We start from the raw sequence: 20,305 nt of genomic DNA, 5'->3' as shown, positions 1-20,305 counted from the left end.
AGGGACGTGACGGGAGGCGGCGAGCTGGTGTCGCGGGGGTGGATCGGGGGAGGGTTCATGGGGGCAACTCCGGAGCGGTTCGGGAAAGCGGTCCCGCTGCCGCACTCTAAGTGGCGCCATACCCGTGGGTAGGAGGTTTGAGTTATTGCGTTGTTATCAAATGACAGCGCGCTCGTGCTGGTGTCCCTTAGTGGTCGTTACGCGAAGTAACCTTTGACCTTGGTTCAGGTTTGCCTCCGGTTTCCGGTTCGCGGGCCCCGGATTCCGGTCGGCCGCACGTCGGCCGGAAGCCCCTCGCGGCCCGCTCGACGACTGCGGTACCCTGACGCCATGCGTGCCGTACGCCTTCTGCTTAGCGAGCCGCGCTGATCAGTCCCGACCCCGGCCGTAGTCCGGTGGCCGGAATCGGCGCGGCGTCCCCTCCTGTGCGAGGGGATTTTTCATTTCCCGGCCATCGCAGCCGCTGGTCATGAAGGTCGCAGCCGCTGGCAGAGACGATCGATGGAGCTTTGAGGATCATGAGCGAGACGAACCCCGCGGCAACCGCCCCTGTGTCGGCGGACGCCGCGCCGCACCGCTACACGGCTGCCATGGCCGCCGAGATCGAGGCACGCTGGCAGGACTTCTGGGACGCCGAGGGGACGTACGCCGCGCCGAACCCCAAGGGTGACCTGGCAGGCGACCCGGAGCTGGTCGCCAAGCCCAAGAAGTTCATCATGGACATGTTCCCGTACCCGTCTGGTGCGGGCCTGCACGTCGGCCACCCCCTGGGTTACATCGCCACCGACGTCTTCGCCCGCTTCCAGCGGATGACCGGCCACAACGTCCTGCACACCCTGGGCTTCGACGCCTTCGGCCTGCCCGCCGAGCAGTACGCCGTGCAGACCGGCACGCACCCGCGCGTGTCCACCGAAGCCAACATGAAGAACATGCAGAGCCAGCTGCGCCGGCTGGGCCTGGGCCACGACAAGCGCCGGTCGTTCGCCACGATCGACCCCGAGTACTACAAGTGGACCCAGTGGATCTTCCTGCAGATCTTCAACTCCTGGTACGACGACGAGGCGAAGAAGGCCCGTCCGATCGCCGAGCTGGTCGCGCAGTTCGCCTCCGGTGAGCGGGCGGTCCCGGGCCACCCGGGGCGCGCGTGGAGCACCCTGAGCGAGGCCGAGCGCGCCGACGTCCTGGGCGGGTTCCGCCTGGCCTACGCCTCCGACGCGCCGGTCAACTGGTGCCCCGGACTGGGCACCGTGCTGGCCAACGAGGAGGTCACCGCCGACGGCCGGTCCGAGCGCGGCAACTTCCCCGTCTTCAAGTCCAAGCTGCGCCAGTGGAACATGCGCATCACGGCCTACGCCGACCGGCTGCTGGACGACCTGGACCAGCTGGACTGGCCCGAGGCCATCAAGCTGCAGCAGCGCAACTGGATCGGCCGCTCCGAGGGCGCCCGCGTCGACTTCCCCGTCGACGGCGAGCGCATCACCGTCTTCACCACCCGCCCCGACACGCTGTTCGGCGCGACCTACATGGTGCTGGCGCCGGAGCACCCGCTGGTCGAGAAGTTCACCCCGGCCGCCTGGCCCGAGGGCACGCACGACGCGTGGACCGGTGGTCACGCCACCCCGACCGAGGCCGTCGCCGCGTACCGCGCGCAGGCCGCCTCGAAGTCCGACGTCGAGCGGCAGGCCGAGGCCAAGGACAAGACCGGCGTCTTCATCGGCGCGTACGCCACCAACCCGGTCAACGGCGAGCAGGTCCCGGTCTTCATCGCCGACTACGTGCTGATGGGCTACGGCACCGGCGCGATCATGGCCGTCCCGGCGGGCGACCAGCGCGACTTCGAGTTCGCCCGCGCCTTCGAGCTGCCGATCCGCTGCATCGTCGAGCCGACCGACGGCCGCGGCACCGACACCTCGACGTGGGAGGACGCCTTCTCCTCCTACGACGCGAAGATCATGAACTCGTCCAGCACCGACTCCTCGGGCGACGGGGTGAGCCTGGACGGCCTGTCCGTCGTCGAGGCCAAGGAGCGCATCACCGAGTGGCTGGAGCGCACCGGTGCCGGTGAGGGCACCGTCAACTTCCGCCTGCGCGACTGGCTGTTCAGCCGCCAGCGCTACTGGGGCGAGCCCTTCCCGATCGTCTACGACGAGGACGGCATCGCCCACCCGCTGCCCGAGTCGATGCTGCCGCTGGAGCTGCCCGAGGTCGAGGACTACTCCCCGCGCACCTTCGACCCGGACGACGCCGACACCGAGCCCGAGACCCCGCTGTCCCGCAATGAGGACTGGGTCAACGTCACCCTGGACCTGGGCGACGGGCCGAAGAAGTACCGCCGCGAGACCAACACGATGCCCAACTGGGCCGGTTCCTGCTGGTACGAGCTGCGCTACCTGGACCCGCACAACAGCGAGCAGCTGGTCGACCCCGAGATCGAGCAGTACTGGATGGGCCCGCGCGAGGGCCTGCCGCACGGCGGCGTCGACCTGTACGTCGGCGGTGCCGAGCACGCCGTGCTGCACCTGCTGTACGCCCGCTTCTGGTCCAAGGTCCTGTTCGACCTGGGGCACGTCTCCTCGGCCGAGCCGTTCCACAAGCTGTTCAACCAGGGCATGATCCAGGCCTACGTCTACCGGGACAGCCGCGGCATCGCCGTGCCGGCCGCCGAGGTGGAGGAGCGCGACGGCGCCTACTACTACCAGGGCGAGAAGGTCTCCCGGCTGCTGGGCAAGATGGGCAAGTCCCTGAAGAACGCCGTCACCCCCGACGAGATCTGCGCCGAGTACGGCGCCGACACGCTGCGCCTGTACGAGATGGCGATGGGCCCGCTGGACGTGTCCCGGCCGTGGGACACCCGCGCGGTGGTCGGCCAGTTCCGGCTGCTGCAGCGGCTGTGGCGCAACGTCGTCGACGAGAACACCGGCGAGCTGTCCGTGGCCGACGTCGCGGAGACCGACATCGACGCCGACACGCTGCGCGCCCTGCACAAGGCCATCGACGGCGTACGGCAGGACCTGGAGGGCCTGCGGTTCAACACCGCCATCGCCAAGGTCACCGAGCTGAACAACCACCTGACCAAGGCCGGAGGCCCGGTCCCGCGGTCGGTCGCCGAGCGCCTGGTGCTGCTGGTCGCGCCGCTGGCCCCGCATGTCGCCGAGGAGCTGTGGCGCAAGCTGGGGCACGAGTCCTCCGTCGTCCACGAGGACTTCCCGGTCGCCGACCCGGCCTACGTCGTCGACGAGACCGTGACCTGCGTCGTCCAGATCAAGGGCAAGGTCAAGGCGCGGCTGGAGGTCGCCCCCTCCATCTCCGACGACGACCTGGAGAAGGCCGCGCTGGCCGACGAGAAGGTCGTGGCCGCGCTGGGCGGAGCCGGGATCCGCAAGGTGATCGTGCGGGCGCCGAAGCTGGTGAACATCGTGCCCGCGTAGGCGGCGACCGGGGCGTCTCGGGCGCCCCCTACGGGTCCGGTACGGGCAGGTTCGGGGTTCTCGCGGAACCCTGGGCCTGCCCGCTGCGTTTACCGTGGAAGAGCGGCGCGACACGTGCCGCGGACCGCCGGTGCGCGGGACGGACGTCCGAAGGAGGAGCCTCGTGGAAGCAGCGCTCACAGTGTTCGCCCTGCTCTTCCTGCTCGCCGTGGTGCTGGGTGTCTACGCCACGGTGAAGGCCGTCGGCGCCGCCAAGCGCAGCGTGGACCGGGGCATCACCCAGGCCCGCCGCACCGTCGAGGACCACACCCTGCGGGCCAAGTCCCTCGTCCAGGTGGGTCCGGCGGGCGAGCTGGCGCAGCTGCGGCTGACCCTGCGCACCTCCATGCGGGCCACCCAGGACGCGCTGCACGCGCGCGTGGCCGAGGACGAGTCCCTCAAGGAGTCCCTCGCCCTCTTCGAACGGCTCAGCGCGCACGGCTTCGAGCTGGACGGCGAGCTGCGGCGGCTGGAGTCCGAGCCGGACCGCGCCACCCTCGCCGAGCGCCTGCCCGGACTGCGTGAGCGCACCGAGCGCATCGTCGGGTCGGCGGACTCCCTGCGCTGGGCGGCCCGCGACCGCGCCCGCCGCTTCGCGGACGACGACCTGGACTCGCTGAGCGCGCAGATCGACGTGGAGGCCGGCGCGCTGCGGCACTGGACGGAGCCAGAGGCCGGGACGGGGCTGGGGGCGGGGCCGGCCGCCGCGCCGCCGTCCTGGCCCGAGGCGCCCGCCGCCGAGGCCCCGTCCACCCGGCAGACCTGGCCGGATTCCGCCGCTCAGGGCCCGGCGGAGGAGGACGCCACGCGCCCCGCCATCACCCCGCCCGCCGCGCGCCCCGTGTATCCCTGGCAGAAGAAGGCCCGCCCGGAGAGCACGACCTGACCGGTCCCGCCGACCCGATCCAGCCTGTGAACGCCCGGTCGTCGGGGCCGGACTGCCGTACCGGCACTACGCCAGGTAACCTCCAGCTCATGTCCCGCCATGTCGCTATCGTCACGGATTCAACGGCCTACCTTCCGGCCCGGACGATGGAGCGGCACGGCATCACCGCGGTACCCCTGACCGTCGTGCTGGGCGACCGGGCCCTGGAGGAGGGCACCGAGATCTCGACCCGTTCCCTGGCCCAGGCGCTGCAGAAACGGCGGCCGGTCACCACCTCGCGCCCCGGCCCCGAACTCTTCGCCGAGACCTACCGCAGGATCGCCGAGTCCGGGGCCGAGGGCATCGTCTCCCTCCACCTGTCCGCCGAACTCTCCGGCACCCACGACGCGGCCGTCGTCGCGGCGCGCGACGCCGCCGTCCCGGTCAGGGTCGTGGACACCGGGATGATCGCGATGGCCCTCGGATTCTGCGCACTCGCGGCCGCGGAGACGGCGGAGGCGGGCGGCACGGTCGACGAGGCCGTCGCGGCCGCGGAGAAGCGCGCCGCGGACACCTCCGCCTACTTCTACGTCGACACCCTCGACTATCTGCGCCGCGGCGGCCGGATCGGGGCGGCCCAGGCGCTGTTCGGCTCCGCGCTCGCCGTGAAGCCGCTGCTGCAGCTGGAGGGCGGCCGCATCGAACCCCTGGAGAAGGTCCGGACGGCGTCCAGGGCCATCGCCCGGCTGGAGGAGATCGCCGCCGACCGGGCGGGCAGCGCGCCCGTCGACATCGCCGTCCACCATCTCGCCGCCCCCGACCGGGCGTCGGCCCTGGCGGACCGCCTGCGGGACCGGGTGCCCGGGCTGGCCGACCTGCACGTGAGCGAGGTCGGTGCGGTGATCGGCGCGCACACGGGGCCGGGGCTGCTGGGGGTCGTGGTCTCGTCGCGGTGAGAGCGGGCTGCCGGGGCGGGCGGGTGTGGCGAGGGTCGTGGTGGGTGCTGTCGGGTCACCCGTGAGGGGGCCGGAGTTTTCCACAACCGGTGGGTAGTCCCCGGGAATCGACCATGATCATCGCGAGGGCGTCGAGGTGTCCGATCCTCGTCGCATGGCTCTTCGATCACGCTCACGCACCCCGTCCGCGACCAGTGGCCCGGGCCGCGCCCCGGCCTCCGACGGCCGCCTCGTGCACCGCCGCGCACCCGGCTCCGGTGCTCACGCCCGCCCCCGCTCCCACGCCCGGCACGGTCGCCGGCAACCGCCTCCGGAGGAGCTGCGGCGGAGGGCGGAGGCGCTGTTCGCCGAGCGCGCCGAGGGGTTCGACCGGGCCGGACACGAGAGGGAGAGGGAGAGGGCGCAGGGGGAGGCGGGAAAGGGGCCGCCGTTGCCCGGCGCTGGGGCCGCCGGCGACACGGACATCGGTGACTCCGGCGCCGCCACGCCGGCCTGGCGGGAGCGGACCGGACAGGCACTGCGGGAGCGGATGCCGGTGTGGTTGCAGACCCGGTGTGGCCTGGAGCGGCGCAGCGTCGCCGCGCTCTCGGTGCTGCTCGTCCTCGCGGCGGTCCTCGCGGTGCAGCACTTCCGGTCCGGCCGCGCCCAGCCGGTGGCGGCACCCGAGGTGGTGCGGGAGGCGGCGTACGGAGCCGGGAAACCGGGGCCGACGGCCGCGGACCGCGCGACGACGGGCAAGCCCGAGTCCCAGGCCGCGCCGACGACCACGGCCGGGCCCGAGATCGTGGTGGACGTCGGCGGCAAGGTCCGCGAACCCGGCATCCACAGCCTCCCGGCCGGTTCCCGTGTCGCGGACGCCCTGCGAGCCGCCGGAGGGGTGCGGCCCGGCACGAAGACCGACGGGCTGAACCGGGCGCGCTTCCTGGTGGACGGCGAACAGGTGATCGTCGGAGCGCCCGCGCCCGCGCCCGCGCCTCCGCCGGGACCCGGTCCCGCGCCGGGTGGGTCGACGGGGGCGGCGGAGCCCGCGGCACCGGTCTCCCTCAACACGGCGACCACCGACCAGCTCGACACCCTCCCGGGCGTCGGCCCGGTCCTCGCCCAGCACATCATCGACTACCGCACCCAGCACGGCGGTTTCCGCTCGGTGGACGAACTGCGCGAGGTCAACGGCATCGGCGAGCGCCGCTTCGCCGACCTGCGGGACCTCGTACGGCCATGAACACGGACGTGACGGGGGTGGACCGGCCGGACGGACGCGCCGGAGCGGAGCAGCCCCGGGCGAGGCCCCCGCGCGCCGCCGTGCACGCCGCCTCCTGTCACCGGCTGGGCGCGGCCCACCCCCGGCAGGAGGGCCCCGCGGACCTGCGCCTGGTACCGCCCGCCCTGGCGGCGTGGGCGACGGCGGCCCTGGTGCTGGACGTGCCGACCGGCTGGGCGGTGGGCGTGGTGACGGGCGCCCTGCTCCTGGCCGGGGCACTGCTGCTGGGGCCGACGCGCAGACGGACCCGCGCACCCGCGGCCGCCGCTCTGCTCCTCTGTGTCGCCGCGTCCGCCACCTCGGCCGCGCTGCACGGCGCGGAACCGCGCCGGGGACCCGTGCCGGAGCTGGCGCGGCGGTACGCCACGGTCACCGCGGAGGTGGAGGTCACGGCCGACCCCCGCCTCACCCGGCCGCGGGTCCGGGGCAACCGCGCCGTGCCGCCCACGGTGCTGATCGAGGCCGACGTGCGGCGGCTGAGCGAGTCGGGCGGGACGGCGGTGACGGCCCGGACGCCGGTGCTCGTCCTCGTCGACGTCGGTGAGGAAGGGAAACCGTCCCGCACCCGGCCCGCACCCTCCCGCTGGCTGGAGCTGCTGCCGACCACGAGGCTCCGCGTCACCGCCCGGCTGTCACCCCCGAGGCAGGGCGGTGACCGGATCGCCGCGGTGCTGCGCGTGCGGGCGGGCCGACAGCCGCCGGAGTCCCTGGCGAGGCCCTCGACGGCGCAACGGCTGGCGGGGCGGTTGCGGACCGGACTGCGCGAGGCGACCGAGGACCTGTCCGCAGACGCGCGGGCGCTGCTGCCGGGCCTGGTCGTCGGCGACACCTCGCGCGTCACACCGGAGCTGGAGGAGGCGTTCAAGGAGACCGACCTGACACACACGCTGGCCGTCTCCGGCGCCAACTTCACGATCGTGCTCGCGCTGCTCCTCGGTCCGCCGGGCCTGGCCCAGCGCAGTGAGCGCCGGGGACTGGCGCCCCGCCTCGGCCTGCGCCTGCGGACGACCGCGCTCCTCGGCGGGCTGCTCGCGCTCGCCTTCGTCGTGGTGTGCCGGCCCGACCCGAGCGTGCTGCGGGCGGCGGCCTTCGGGTCCGTCGCCCTGCTCGCCCTGGCCACCGGCCGTCGCAGATCGATGCTGCCGGCCCTGGCGACGGCGGTCCTGCTCCTGGTGCTCTACGACCCCTGGCTGTCCCGCGGTTACGGCTTCCTGCTCTCCGTGCTGGCCACGGGGGCGCTGCTCACGATCGCTCCGCGGTGGAGCGCGGCGTTGCGCCGGCGCCGGGTACCGCCCCGGCTCGCGGAGGCGCTGGCCGCCGCGGCTGCCGCGCAGGCCGTGTGCGCGCCGGTCGTCGTCGTGCTGTCGCAGCGGGTGAGTCTGGTGGGGGTGCCGTGCAACCTGCTGGCGGAGTTCGCGGTGGCCCCGGCCACGGTGCTCGGCTTCGCGGCGCTGGCGACGGCACCCGCGGCGATGCCGCTGGCCAAAAGCCTGGCCTGGTGCGGAAGCTGGCCGGCCGAGTGGATCGCGGAGATCGCCCGCACCGGGGCCGCGCTGCCCGGCGCGGGAGTGGGCTGGCCCGGCGGCTGGGCCGGGGCGGCGCTGCTCGCCCTCGCCACGGTGGGTGTGCTGCTGGTCGGCCGACGCCTGGTGCGGCACCCGTGGTGGTGCGGAGTCTGCGCCCTGCTGCTGCTTCTCGTCGTGACGCAGCCGCCGCCGCTGGTCCGGGTGATCAAGGGCTGGCCCCCGCCCGGCTGGCGGATGGTGATGTGCGACGTGGGTCAGGGCGACGCGCTGGTGCTCGCGGCGGGAGAGGGGACGGCCGTGGTCGTGGACGCGGGCCCCGACCCCGCCCTGGCCGACCACTGCCTGCGGGCCCTCGGCATCACCCGCGTGCCCCTCGTGCTGCTGACCCACCCGCACGCCGACCACGTGGCCGGGCTGCCCGGGGTGCTGCGGGGCCGTTCGGTGGGCGCGATCGAGACAACCGCCCTCGAAGAACCGGCGGACCAGGCCGAGTTCGTCCACCGACAGGCAGCGGCCCGGCACATCCCCCTGCGGCACGCGGCCGCCGGAGAGCGGCGACGCTCCGGCCCGCTGTCCTGGCAGGTGGTGTGGCCCCCGCCGAGCCCACCGATGACGGCGCCACCGGGCACGGAAGGCGGCCCCAACGACGCCAGCGTCACCCTCCTGGTCCGGACGGCCGGCCTGCGCCTGCTCCTCCTCGGTGACCTGGAGCCCCCGGCCCAGCGGGAGCTGGCCCGCTCCCCGGCGGCAGCACGACTGCACGACGTGGACGTCCTGAAGGTGGCCCACCACGGCTCCGCCCACCAGGACTTCGCGTTCCTGCGGGAAGTCGCCCCACGTCTCGCGCTCATCAGCTGCGGCGAGGACAACACCTACGGCCACCCGGCACCCGGCACCGTCGCGGCACTGCGCGCCCAGGGAGCGACGGTGCTGCGCACGGACCGGGACGGGGCGCTGGCGGTCGCCGGTACAGGGCGGGAGCTGAGGGTGGCGGGGGAGTGAGGACGGGGCGGTCGTCATGGCCACGAGCAGGTCGTCCGTGTCTGTCGCGCCGGTACTCAGGGTGCGGCAGGGGTCCCGTACTGGCCGGATCGCGAGTGGTTCCCGTCCCTGCTGTGCCCTGGGAGGCGTAGTCCGGCGGGCACCGGGAATTTCCAGACCAGCGCGGGAGACGTCACCGGGTCGCGCGGTCGACGCGTCCGGCCACGGTCGGCCGCCCCCACACCGAAGGAGAGACCATGCCCCGAACCCCCAGGCCGGGTCACCCCGTTGTGCACCGGCGCGGCGAGGACGATCCGATGCACACCGTCCACCGGCCCGACCCGCCGTGTCCGGAGCGTGCCTGATGGCCGCCCCCATGACCGCGGGCAGCTTCCTCAAGGCGCTGAAGGCGGAGGGCCTCACCGTCGTCGAGGTCGGCGACTGGCGGGACCACAACCGCAACCACAAGGGAGCCTGGGGACCCGTCAACGGCGTGATGATCCACCACACCGTGACCCGGGGCAGCGCCGCCACCGTGGAGATCTGCCGCACGGGCTACGCGAGCCTGCCCGGCCCCCTGTGCCACGGCGTCATCACCAAGGACGGCCGCGTGCACCTGGTCGGCTACGGCCGTGCCAACCACGCCGGTCTGGGCGACGACGACGTCCTGCGCGCCGTCGTCGCGGAGCAGGCCCTGCCCCGGGACAACGAGGCGAACACCGACGGCAACCGGCACTTCTACGGCTTCGAGTGCGAGAACCTCGGCGACGGCGAGGATCCGTGGCCCGCCGCGCAGCTGGACGCGATCGAGCGGGCCGCCGCGGCCGTGTGCCGGCACCACGGCTGGAACGAGCGCTCGGTGATCGGCCACCTGGAGTGGCAGCCCGGAAAGATCGATCCGCGCGGTTTCACGATGGCGTCGATGCGCGCCCGGGTCGAAGAACGCCTCACCCACCCCGCCGGCTGGACACCCGGCGAATCCGAGGAGGAAGACATGCCGCGAGCGATCAGCCGATCCGACAGCGACGACCAGCGGATCACGCCCCGGCAGTGGACGACGCTCAGCGTGGACGGCGTGGACCTGCTGACCGGCGCGTCCCACTACCAGGCCACGGCCTACCTCCGGGCCGTCGTGCCACCCGGCTCCACGCTCCAGGGCCGCTTCTACCACCTCCGCCGGGACGGAAGCCGATGGACCGGCCCGATCGTCGAACGGGTGGGCACCGACGGCAGCAGCTTCCCGGACTTCGGGAACAGCGGCTCGATCGTCGCCGACGAACGGCTGCGCTTCGAGTTCATCTACTACCCGCCCGACTCCGGCGACCAGGCCCCGGCCACGGTCACCGGCGTGAAGGTCCGCGGCCTGTACTGGGAACGGTGACGAGGCGGGGAACGCGCCCGGTGCGCCGATAACGGGCCACACGGGAGCACACACGGCCACACGGGGCCACTCCTGCCCACTCCCAGCACATGCGACGGTTTCCCGTGATGTGGTCCCGTGTTGCCTCGAAAGCCACATCGGTGATCGAATGTTTCTCCGTCAACTAGTTTTCGATGTCGTGCAGAGGGTGTCGCAAATGATCGGCCGTTTGCTGGGAAGCCGAACGAAGCGGATGCAACGGACGGGTCCCCTGGCGGCGGTGCGCACCCCGCGGGACGCCGGCGTGCTGAGCTGCCGCGTCCTCGACCCCGTCAACACCCCGGTGCCGGGCGCGGAGTTCACGGTCAGCGACGCCATGGGGCGCAAGGTGGTCGGCGGCGGTACGGACCCCTTCGGATCGTTCGTGGCGACGGTGCCCGCGGGGGAGTACCGGCTCGCCGTGTCCGCCGAGGGGTACACCCCGTACCGCGCCTCCGCGACGGTCGTCGAGGACTCGCTGGCCTCGCTCGGCGACGTGACGCTGCAGGTGGCCCAGCCGCCGGAGCTGCCCGCGCCGGGCGACTGGGAGATCGAGCCGGCGCACTCCTCGATCGCCTTCACCGCGCGGCACATCGGGCTGGCCCGGATCCACGGCCGGTTCAACTCCTTCGCGGGCGCGGTGCGGATCGCCGACGACATGCAGCACTCCGCGATGCACGTCGTGATCGACGCGGCGTCCATCGACACCAACGTGAAGATGCGCGACGACCACCTGCGCTCGGCCGACTTCCTGGACGTGGAGCGGTTTCCGACGCTGGAGTTCTACAGCGACCGGTTCACGCACCGCGGCGGCAACCGGTGGGCCGTCACCGGGGCGCTGTCCCTGCACGGGGTGACGCGCACGGTCACGCTGGAGACCGACTACCTCGGACTCGGCAACGGCATGGAGGGCGAGACGCGGGCGGCCTGTCGCGCCACCACCGAGCTGCACCGCGACGACTTCACGGTGAGCTGGCAGACGATGCTGGCCCGCGGCATCGCCGTGGTCGGCCCCAGCATCCGCATCGACCTCGACGTGCAGATCGTGCCCAAGGGCTGACCGACAATGGCACCGTGAGCGACGTGAGACATGTGCTGGTACTGCCCGACCGCGACGCCGCGGAGGAGGCTGCCCAGGAGCTGGGGGAGCGGTTCGGGATCGACGAGGAACCGCGGATCCTGCGGGACGCCCTGGCCGGCGAGGACGACGCCGAGGACGCCCAGTGGCTCGTCGTTCTGCGTGACGAGCGGGAAGCGCTGGACCCCGGTGAGCTGGACGCGTTCGCCGGGGAGTGGGAGGGCTGGCGCGAGGAGCCGTAGCCCGCGTCCGGCAGCGCCCGTCCGGCGTTGTCAGTGGTGCGTGCGATGCTTGTCACGATGGCCAGGAAGACTGCGAACGACGACCCTCTCGCCCCGGTGACCCTTGCCGTGGGCCAGGAGGACCTCCTGCTCGACCGTGCCGTGCAGGAGGTGGTGGCCGCCGCCAAGGCCGCCGACGCCGACACGGACGTACGCGACCTCGCCCCCGAGCAGCTGCAGCCCGGCACCCTCGCCGAGCTGACCAGCCCCTCGCTCTTCGCCGAGCGCAAGGTCGTGGTCGTACGCAATGCGCAGGACCTGTCCGCCGACACGGTCAAGGACGTCAAGGCCTACCTCGGCGCCCCCGCCGAGGAGATCACCCTCGTCCTGCTGCACGCGGGCGGCGCCAAGGGCAAGGGCGTGCTCGACGCGGCCCGCAAGGCGGGGGCGCGCGAGGTGGCCTGCCCGAAGATGACGAAGCCCGCCGACCGGCTGGCCTTCGTGCGCTCGGAGTTCCGCACGGCCGGGCGGTCGGCCACCCCGGAGGCGTGCCAGGCCCTGGTCGACGCCATCGGCAGCGACCTGCGGGAGCTGGCCTCGGCGGTGTCCCAGCTGACCGCCGACGTCGAGGGGACCATCGACGAGGCGGTCGTCGGGCGGTACTACACCGGACGGGCGGAGGCCTCCAGCTTCACGGTCGCCGACCGGGCGGTCGAGGGACGCGCGGCGGAGGCCCTGGAGGCGCTGCGCTGGTCGCTGGCGACCGGAGTGGCACCGGTGCTGATCACCAGCGCGCTCGCGCAGGGCGTGCGGGCCATCGGCAAGCTGTCCTCCGCCCGCGGCGGACGCCCCGCCGACCTCGCCCGCGAGCTGGGAATGCCGCCCTGGAAGATCGACCGCGTCCGGCAGCAGATGCGCGGCTGGACCCCGGACGGTGTGTCCGTGGCGCTGCGCGCGGTGGCCGAGGCCGACGCGGGGGTGAAGGGCGCCGGGGACGATCCCGAGTACGCCCTGGAGAAGGCCGTGGTGACCATCGCGCGGGCGGCGCGTTCACGAGGACGCTCGTAGGGCCCGCCGCGCTCGGCCCCGTGTCCGGGGCACCGCACCCGGGGCTCCGTACCAGGGACACCCCTCCCGGGACACGCCTACCAGGGACTCCCCTCCCGGGGCACTCCTCCCGGGACACCCCTCCCGGGACACGCCGAAGGCCCCGGCGTCCGTCCTGGGGAAGGACGGCCCACCGGGGCCTTCGGACCAAGCTCGCGGATCCATGCCCGCGTGGCGAACGCAGGCCGCGCATGGATCCTTGGGTGCCGGACGGGAGCGGATGAGAGAGGGCCCGCTCTGGGTCCTTCCGGCGATCAGACCAGATAAGGGATTCAGCCCTTGAGGGCGCCGACCTTCTGCGCCAGCGCCGACTTCTTGTTGGCGGCCTGGTTCTTGTGGATGACGCCCTTGGAGACGGCCTTGTCGAGCTGGCGCGAAGCGACGCGCTGGTACTCGGTGGCCTTCTCCACGTCACCCGCGGCAGCGGCCTCACGGGCCTTGCGGATCGCGGTCTTCAGAGAGGACTTGACCGACTTGTTGCGCAGCCGGGCCTTCTCGTTGGTCTTGTTCCGCTTGATCTGGGACTTGATGTTCGCCACGAATGAGCCTTTGCAGGTTCAGGCACGAGGCCGCGAGGGTCCCGTGCCGGTGATTTCTTGAAGGAGTGCCTCGTGCTGAGAGGGCAAGAGACACAGCCACCCACACTACCAGCGGGTCGTCGAGGGTCCCAAACCCGTACCGGCTCCCCACCCGTGGGACCATGGAGGCTACGTATCGATCCGACCCGAGACCGCAGACACTGCGGACGCCTCAAGAATCAGGACCCTGCGTGCCCGCGATCCCCAGCCATGTGCCCGAGCCGAGCCGTACCGAACCGGCGCTGATCCGCAACTTCTGCATCATCGCGCACATCGACCACGGCAAGTCCACGCTCGCCGACCGGATGCTCCAGCTGACCGGTGTGGTCGAGCAGCGGCAGATGCGCGCCCAGTACCTCGACCGCATGGACATCGAGCGCGAGCGCGGCATCACGATCAAGTCCCAGGCGGTGCGGTTGCCGTGGGCCCCGACCCATGACAAGAGCGACACGCACATCCTCAACATGATCGACACCCCCGGGCACGTCGACTTCACCTACGAGGTGTCGCGGTCGCTGGCCGCCTGCGAGGGCACCATCCTCCTCGTCGACGCCGCCCAGGGCATCGAGGCCCAGACCCTCGCCAACCTCTACCTGGCGATGGAGAACGACCTCACCATCATCCCGGTGCTGAACAAGATCGACCTGCCGGCCGCGCAGCCCGAGAAGTTCGCCGAGGAGCTGGCCAACCTGGTCGGCTGCGACCCCGACGACGTGCTCAAGGTCTCCGCCAAGACCGGCCTCGGCGTCGACGTGCTGCTGGACAAGGTCGTCGCCGAGGTCCCCGCCCCGGTCGGCGTCAAGGACGCCCCCGCCCGCGCGATGATCTTCGACTCCGTCTACGACTCCTACCGCGGAGTGGTGACGTACGTCCGGGTCATCGACGGCCAGCTCAACAAGCGCGAGCGGATCCGGATGATGTCCACCGGCGCCACGCACGAGCTGCTGGAGATCGGCACCAACTCGCCGGAGATGCTCTCCGCCGACGGCCTCGGCGTCGGCGAGGTGGGATACCTGATCACCGGCGTGAAGGACGTCCGCCAGTCCAAGGTCGGCGACACCGTCACCAGCCAGCACAAGGGCGCCACGGAGGCGCTCGGCGGCTACAAGGACCCCAGGCCCATGGTGTTCTCCGGCCTGTACCCGCTGGACGGCTCCGACTACCCCGAGCTGCGCGAGGCCCTCGACAAGCTCCAGCTCAACGACGCCGCCCTGGTCTACGAGCCGGAGACGTCCGCCGCCCTCGGCTTCGGCTTCCGCGTCGGCTTCCTCGGCCTGCTGCACCTCGACGTGATCCGCGAGCGGCTGGAGCGCGAGTTCGGACTCGACCTCATCGCCACCGCCCCCAACGTGGTCTACCGGGTGATCATGGAGGACGGCACCGAGCACACCGTCACCAACCCGAGCGAGTTCCCCGAGGGCAAGATCAACGAGGTGTACGAGCCGGTCGTGCGGGCCACGATCCTCGCGCCGACCGAGTTCATCGGCTCGATCATGGAGCTGTGCCAGACCCGGCGCGGCACCCTGCTCGGCATGGACTACCTCTCCGAGGACCGCGTCGAGATCCGCTACACCCTCCCGCTCGCGGAGATCGTCTTCGACTTCTTCGACCAGCTGAAGTCGAAGACCCGTGGTTACGCCTCGCTGGACTACGAGCCCACCGGCGAGCAGACCTCCAGCCTGGTCAAGGTCGACATCCTGCTGCACGGCGACAAGGTGGACGCCTTCTCGGCGATCACCCACAAGGACGCGGCCTACGCGTACGGCGTGCGGCTCGTCGCCAAGCTGCGCGAGCTGATCCCGCGCCAGGCCTTCGAGGTGCCCATCCAGGCGGCCATCGGCTCCCGGGTGATCGCCCGCGAGACCATCCGCGCCATCCGCAAGGACGTCCTCGCCAAGTGCTACGGCGGTGACATCTCCCGTAAGCGGAAGCTGCTGGAGAAGCAGAAGGAGGGCAAGAAGCGGATGAAGATGGTGGGTTCCGTGGAGGTTCCGCAGGAAGCCTTCATCGCGGTCCTGTCCAGCGATGACAGCGCGGGATCGGGCAAGGGCAAGAAGTAACCGCCGCGCCGCACGCCGAGTCCGGGCGAAACGGACACCGAGGGGCCCGTCGTACGAAAGTGCGGCGGGTCCCTTCGCATGTCATGGGCGCGCATCTGTAGGAAGTGACAGGGCGCGGAGTCTTACGCGGGGGCCGGTCGCCCTTTACCCTGATGCCTGCCCCGTAGTTACTCGTGAGTTAAACAAGTGATCGGGCAACAGTCCGAGTCACCGCCCGAACACCGCCCGAGAGTGAACCAGCCGCACCTGAGCCAGCCGCAACGAGCCAGCCGCACCGTCGCGGGCCCGGAGGATGTCGTGAGCGACACACAGACACTGATCGAGAACCGTCCGCCCTCCGTGGCGGGACTCTTCCTGGAGCGGGTGGCCGCCACGCCGGACGCCGAGGCGTACCGCTACCCGGTGCCGTCGGCCGCGGGCGAGGGCCCCGACGACTGGAAGTCGCTGACCTGGGCGCAGGCCGCCGAGCGCGTCTACGCGATCGCGGCCGGCCTGATCGAGCTGGGCGTGCAGCCCGAGCAGCGGGTGGCCCTGGCCTCCGCCACCCGGCTGGAGTGGATCCTCGCCGACCTCGGCATCATGTGCGCGGGCGCGGCGACGACCACCGTCTACCCGCAGACCAACGCCGACGAATCGGCGTACATCCTCTCCGACTCCGAGAGCCGGGTGCTGATCGCGGAGGACGCCGCGCAGCTCGCCAAGGCGAAGGAGAAGAAGGCGGAGCTGCCCGACCTCACCCACGTGGTCGTGGTCGACGCGACCGGCGCCGACACCTCCGAGGACTGGGTCCTCACCCTCGACGAGCTGGAGCGCCGGGGCGCGGCCCGCCTGGAGAAGGACCCGCAGCTGATCAAGGAGCGGGTCGGCGCGCTCACCAAGGACCAGCTCGCCACCCTCATCTACACCTCCGGCACCACCGGCCGGCCCAAGGGCGTCCGGCTCCCGCACGACTGCTGGTCGTACATGGCCAAGGCGATCGCCGCGACCGGCCTGGTCACCAAGGACGACGTGCAGTACCTGTGGCTGCCGCTCGCGCACGTCTTCGGCAAGGTGCTGACCTCCGGCCAGATCGAGGCCGGTCACGTCACCGCCGTCGACGGCCGGGTCGACAAGATCATCGAGAACCTGCCGGTCGTCCAGCCCACCTACATGGCGGCCGTGCCCCGCATCTTCGAGAAGGTCTACAACGGCGTCGCCGCCAAGGCCCGCGCGGGCGGCGGGGCCAAGTACAAGATCTTCCAGTGGGCCGCCGGGATCGCCCGCGAGTACGCCAAGGTCACCCAGGACAACTTCAAGCGCACCGGCACCGCGAGCGCCCCCACGGGGCTGCGCACCAAGCACGCCGTCGCCGACCGGCTCGTCTACGCCAAGATCCGCGAGGCCTTCGGCGGCCGCCTGCGCGCCTGCGTGTCGGGCTCGGCCGCCCTCGCGCCGGAGATCGGCTACTTCTTCGCCGGGGCCGGCATCCACATCCTGGAGGGCTACGGCCTCACCGAGTCCTCCGCCGCCTCCTTCGTCAACCCCGGCGAGGCCTACCGCACCGGCACCGTCGGCAAGCCGCTGCCCGGCACCGAGGTGCGCATCGCGGACGACGGCGAGATCCTGCTGCGCGGCCCCGGGATCATGGAGGGCTACCACAAGCTGCCCGAGAAGACCGCCGAGGTGCTGGAGGCCGACGGCTGGTTCCACACCGGCGACATCGGCGAGCTGTCGCCCGACGGCTACCTGCGCATCACCGACCGCAAGAAGGACCTCATCAAGACGTCCGGCGGCAAGTACATCGCGCCGGCCGAGGTCGAGGGCCAGTTCAAGGCGGTCTGCCCCTACGTCTCCAACATCCTGGTGCACGGCGCCGACCGGAACTTCTGCACCGCGCTCATCGCCCTCGACGAGATCGCGATCACCGAGTGGGCGAAGGAGAACGGCCTGGAGGGCAAGCCGTACGCCGAGATCGTCGCGGCGCCCGCGACCGTCGAGATGGTCGACGGCTACGTCAAGGAGCTCAACGAGGGCCTCCAGCGCTGGCAGACCATCAAGAAGTTCCGCCTGCTGCCCCGCGACCTCGACGTCGAACACGGCGAGATCACCCCGAGCCTGAAGCTGAAGCGGCCGGTGGTGGAGCGGGAGTACAAGAACCTGATCGAGGAGATGTACGAGGGCTCGCGCGAGGCGTAGGGCCCGAGGCGGCACTGTCCGTGCCCGCGAATGTCCGAAGACGTCCGGTTTCCGTGCGGCTTCCGGCCGTCTTCGAACGTTCGCCTAGCACGGTTCTCACCCATCGCGGCCCACTTCGGTAACTCCGTGCTTATGGGCGGGGCCGGTCTGTCACTCTGTCGGCATCGACTGCGAGGAACTCGCACGAACTGCCCGGGGAGACGTCCATGGGGGCCATTCCGACGCAGCGGGAGACCGCCTCCCGCGCCGGCGCGGAGCCTGCGAACACCGCCCAGGAGTGTGCGCGGGCGCGCGTGAGCCTGCTCGGCAGCTCCCTGGCACCGGGCGCCGCCCGCGCGATGGCGCGGGCCGCGCTCGCCGACTGGTCCGCGCTCCGCCTGCCCGGCACGGAACAGCTGACGGAGCACCTCGTCGCGGACGCCCTGGTCGTCGTCAGCGAGCTGGTCACCAACGCCGTGGTGCACGCCGGCACCGACGTCGACGTGGTCCTCCGGTTGGAGGAGACGGGCGCGCTCGTCGTCGAGGCCACGGACCAGCACCCGTCCCGCGCGCCCCGGAGCACCGACCCCGAGATGCCGCATGATCCCGCCGAGTACGGGCGCGGCCTGCGCCTGGTCGCCGCGCTCGCGGAGGCGTGGGGCATCACCTACCGCCCGGGCATCAAGACGGTGTGGGCGCGGTTGTCGGCCGCGGGCACGGACACCGCCGGTCAGACCGAGGCGTACGCCGGAGGGTGCGGGGCGCGACGCCCCGAGCCGCCGGGCACGCGGCGGCCGGGGGAGGGGACGGGCGGGGCGGAGGGCGAAGGCGCCGGGGGCGGAGAGCTTGGCGGGTCCGGTGAGTGTGGCGCATCCGTCGAGTCCGGTGCGTCCGGCGGGTCCGGTGCGTCCGGCGAGGACGTGCGGGCCGGTCTGGGAGACCGGACGGCCGCCCACGTGCCCCAGGGGAGCCTGAGCGGCCAGGGCGCCGGTCAGGACGGCTCGGGGACCTCGGACGGCCCGGACGCGGACGGCCTTGGGCGGTCGGACGGCCCCGCGCCGGGCCCGGACCGTCGGGCGGCCGCTCCCGGCCGTGCGGCCGTCCCGGACGCGAACCAAGACGCGAGCCAAGACGCCGACCAGGGCGCGAACCAAGACGCTGCCCCAGACGCGGGCGCGACCCGTGAGCGCGGCGGGTGCCCCGGCCGGCCGGGCCGACCGCGGTGGCCCGACCCGTGGGACGGCACCGCCGGGACCGCCCGGCGCGGCGTCCGCGACCGCGAGTGGCTGGGCCGCGGCGCGCTGTCCTTCCTCGCCGAGGCCTCCGACCTCCTGGCCGGGCAGCTCGACGAGGACCTGGTCGCCTCCCTCACCGGCCAGCTGATCGTGCCCCGGCTCGCCGACTGGTGCGGGGTGTGGCTGGAGGACGAGTCCCTGGGCCGGGGCGCCTGGACCGACGACACCGGAGCGGCCGTGGGCGCCCGGCTGGCCCGCGTGTGGCACGCGGGCGAGGGGCACCTGGACGAGCTGCGCGCCGCCCTGGAGAAGGACCCGCCCCGCCCGCGCGACCCCTGGCGCTCCGGCCCCGTCGGCCATCCCTGGCCCGGCGACGCACTCGGCCCGGACGGCACGCACGGCACCGCGCTGGCCTACCGCCTGGTCGCCGGAGGCAGGCCACTGGGCACCCTGGTCATCGGACGGGCCGACAGTTCGAACGCCGCCCCGCACGCCTCGGACGACCCCGACACCCTCGACACGCCCGGTTTCCCCGACGAGATCACCGGCCTGGTCGAGGATCTCAGCCGCCGGGTGGCGCTCGCCATCGGCGCCGCCCGCCAGTACGCCCGGCAGGCCACCATCAGCGCCGTGCTCCAGCGCGGCCTGCTGCCCGGTGCCGTCGCGGAGATCCCCGGCGTGCGCAGCGCCCTCGTCTACGAACCGCGCGACAAGGGCGGCCCCAGCGGCGACTTCTACGACCTCTTCCCGGCGGGGGACGGCCGCTGGTGCTTCGCCGTGGGCGACGTCCAGGGCAAGGGCCCCGAGGCCGCCGTCGTCATCGGGCTCGCCCGGCCCTGGCTCCGCCTGCTGGCCCGCGAGCAGTACGGCGTCCCCGACGTCCTCGACCGCCTCAACCAGCTCCTCCTCGACGACGCCACCGAGGCCGCCGACGCCGCCGCCCGCGCACTGGTCGCCGCAGGCGGCCCACCGGTTGCCCCGGGCGACGGACCGCAGACGCGCTTCCTCTCCCTGCTCTACGGCGAGCTGGTCCCCTTCGACGGCGGCGTCCGCTGCACCCTCGCGTCCGCCGGGCACCCGCTGCCGCTGCTCCTCGGGCCCGACGGCACGGTGTCGGCCGTCGCGCACCCGCAGACCCTGCTCGGCGTCGTCGAGGACGCGACGTACGTCAGCGAGACCTTCGAGCTGCGGTCCGGGGACACCCTGCTGTGCGTCACGGACGGGATCACGGAGCGGCGCAGCGGCTCCCGCCAGTTCGACGACGGCGACGGTCTGGCCACGGCGCTGGCCGGGTGCACGGGCCTGGACGCCGAGCTGGTCGCCGAGCGCATCAGGCGGCTGGTGCACGAGTTCGGGCCCCGGCCCCCGGAGGACGACCTGGCGCTGCTGGTGCTCCAGGCCGAGTAGCCGATCAGCC

The 20,305-nt window shown here is 72.6% G+C and carries 12 protein-coding genes and 1 pseudogene; 12 read left to right on the top strand and 1 reads right to left on the bottom strand.

The features are described from left to right. Nucleotides 1-518 precede the first annotated feature (518 nt). The 9 genes and pseudogenes from leuS to holA all read left to right on the top strand — a co-directional run bounded on the left by leuS (nucleotide 519) and on the right by holA (nucleotide 12,822). Nucleotides 519-3,428 carry a leucine--tRNA ligase gene (gene leuS, locus BZZ08_RS16555; protein WP_104632994.1) on the top strand — a complete coding sequence of 970 codons (2,910 nt, stop codon included), beginning with the start codon at nucleotides 519-521 and terminating at the stop codon, nucleotides 3,426-3,428. A 163-nt stretch (nucleotides 3,429-3,591) separates the two neighbouring features. Continuing rightward, a complete protein-coding gene (locus BZZ08_RS16550; protein ID WP_104632993.1) occupies nucleotides 3,592-4,353 on the top strand; it encodes a hypothetical protein in 762 nt (253 codons plus the stop codon). Between the two features lie 89 nt (nucleotides 4,354-4,442). After that, nucleotides 4,443-5,288 (top strand): DegV family protein, encoded by an 846-nt coding sequence (locus tag BZZ08_RS16545; protein ID WP_104632992.1) that lies wholly within the window; start codon nucleotides 4,443-4,445, stop codon nucleotides 5,286-5,288. Nucleotides 5,289-5,442: 154 nt separating this feature from the next. Beyond that, complete coding sequence (locus BZZ08_RS16540; protein ID WP_104632991.1) at nucleotides 5,443-6,510, top strand: ComEA family DNA-binding protein; 1,068 nt, start codon at nucleotides 5,443-5,445, stop codon at nucleotides 6,508-6,510. Further along, entirely contained in the window at nucleotides 6,507-9,077 is a 2,571-nt protein-coding gene (locus tag BZZ08_RS16535; RefSeq protein ID WP_104632990.1) for a ComEC/Rec2 family competence protein, read from the top strand. Before BZZ08_RS16540 ends, BZZ08_RS16535 begins: the two co-directional genes overlap by 4 nt. Before the next feature lie 343 nt (nucleotides 9,078-9,420). Next, nucleotides 9,421-10,005, top strand: a pseudogene (locus tag BZZ08_RS39565) (N-acetylmuramoyl-L-alanine amidase); the annotation flags it as partial. Nucleotides 10,006-10,633: 628 nt separating this feature from the next. Further along, the gene (locus BZZ08_RS16525; RefSeq protein ID WP_104632988.1) at nucleotides 10,634-11,515 is read left to right on the top strand and encodes a YceI family protein; all 882 of its coding nucleotides are present in this window, start codon (nucleotides 10,634-10,636) and stop codon (nucleotides 11,513-11,515) included. Between the two features lie 14 nt (nucleotides 11,516-11,529). Next, nucleotides 11,530-11,775: a hypothetical protein gene (locus BZZ08_RS16520; RefSeq protein WP_037922240.1), complete on the top strand. Its 246-nt coding sequence runs from the start codon at nucleotides 11,530-11,532 to the stop codon at nucleotides 11,773-11,775. Nucleotides 11,776-11,832: 57 nt separating this feature from the next. Then, nucleotides 11,833-12,822, top strand: coding sequence for a DNA polymerase III subunit delta (holA, locus tag BZZ08_RS16515; protein WP_198601520.1), 990 nt, complete (start codon nucleotides 11,833-11,835; stop codon nucleotides 12,820-12,822). 311 nt (nucleotides 12,823-13,133) lie between these two features. On the opposite strand, the gene rpsT is transcribed toward holA, so the two are convergent. Then, on the bottom strand, nucleotides 13,134-13,400 hold the full coding sequence (gene rpsT, locus BZZ08_RS16510) for a 30S ribosomal protein S20 (protein ID WP_104632987.1): 267 nt from the start codon (nucleotides 13,398-13,400) through the stop codon (nucleotides 13,134-13,136). 230 nt (nucleotides 13,401-13,630) lie between these two features. Between rpsT and lepA the strand changes: the two genes are divergently transcribed. The 3 genes from lepA (at nucleotide 13,631) to BZZ08_RS16490 (ending at nucleotide 20,295) form a co-directional block, all read left to right on the top strand. Next, nucleotides 13,631-15,499: a translation elongation factor 4 gene (gene lepA, locus BZZ08_RS16500; protein ID WP_104632985.1), complete on the top strand. Its 1,869-nt coding sequence runs from the start codon at nucleotides 13,631-13,633 to the stop codon at nucleotides 15,497-15,499. A gap of 297 nt (nucleotides 15,500-15,796) precedes the next feature. Then, nucleotides 15,797-17,674, top strand: a complete 1,878-nt coding sequence (locus tag BZZ08_RS16495) for an AMP-dependent synthetase/ligase (protein WP_198601519.1) — start codon at nucleotides 15,797-15,799, stop codon at nucleotides 17,672-17,674. 206 nt (nucleotides 17,675-17,880) lie between these two features. Then, complete coding sequence (locus BZZ08_RS16490) at nucleotides 17,881-20,295, top strand: SpoIIE family protein phosphatase (protein WP_104632983.1); 2,415 nt, start codon at nucleotides 17,881-17,883, stop codon at nucleotides 20,293-20,295. Nucleotides 20,296-20,305 lie beyond the last annotated feature (10 nt).

It is taken from the genome of Streptomyces sp. MH60, from assembly GCF_002939385.1.
GTDB lineage: Bacteria > Actinomycetota > Actinomycetes > Streptomycetales > Streptomycetaceae > Streptomyces.
The sequence above is the reverse complement of the archived record's forward strand: the minus strand, read 5'-3'. Positions and strand labels throughout refer to the sequence as shown.